General features: G+C 31.8%; 2 protein-coding genes. Both read right to left on the bottom strand.

The genetic code is table 11. The features are described from left to right. A partial coding sequence (locus CQA44_RS12200; protein ID WP_147289815.1) for a hypothetical protein occupies window positions 1-640 on the bottom strand: 640 nt, incomplete at its 3' end. Further along, window positions 627-833, bottom strand: a 207-nt coding sequence (locus CQA44_RS12900; protein ID WP_220272169.1) for a hypothetical protein, incomplete at its 5' end; no start/stop codon positions are given. The genes CQA44_RS12900 and CQA44_RS12200, both read right to left, overlap by 14 nt.

The raw sequence follows: 833 nt of genomic DNA on the forward strand, positions 1-833 counted from the left end.
ATTCTTTATACCAATCTCCACTTAATAAATAATCAAAGCCATTTTTTAAATCTTTCCAAGTATTCTTTGTGGGAAGATAAATGTGTTCATAGGCAAAATGCACCAACTTTTTAGATTTATTTGCTAACCAATCACTGACAATAACACCATTTGAAAATACAAAAAACCCTACAACAATACCAAAATCCTTATCAATTGCACTCAAAACTAGAGCTACTCTAGTTGCTATAATACTGCTTATAACAGCTCCTGCTGAAAATACTATGCTCGCTATTATTTCTTCACCTATTTTTATTAATACTCCCTCCTCACCATTAAGTTGATATTCAAGTATTAAATCAATGATTTCAAACATTCCATCTACTCTTTTAATGATAATTTTTATGGGAGTGATGATAGGTTTAAGAGTAGGATATTGCCTATCAATGGATTCAATAATGTTTTTTGCAGTGCCTGTATGACTTGAAACAAAACCCCATTTGTTTTTTAATTCTTCCAATCTCTTTTTTTCTTTCACTTCCTCGCTATATCTTATCATCTCTCTAGGTATTACTCCCTCTTGGAGCATTACTTGTTTGATACCCTCATAGGCTTCTTGATTGTGGATTTCATTAATACCATTGCTTTCATTTGCACCCATTGAGAACCTCCTTAATATAATCATATGTGTATTGTGCAGCATCTAAAGGCTTTCCAATATCGACTTTAGGTATTATATTGTGAATTTGTTGCACCTCATTATAGCATTTTTGCATTACACCCAAAATATCATCTTTCATCAAACATTGTTCCTCTGTCAAATCTGTTAAAGGCAATGCTATTCCAATAAATTT

The organism is Helicobacter sp. MIT 14-3879, assembly GCF_003364125.1.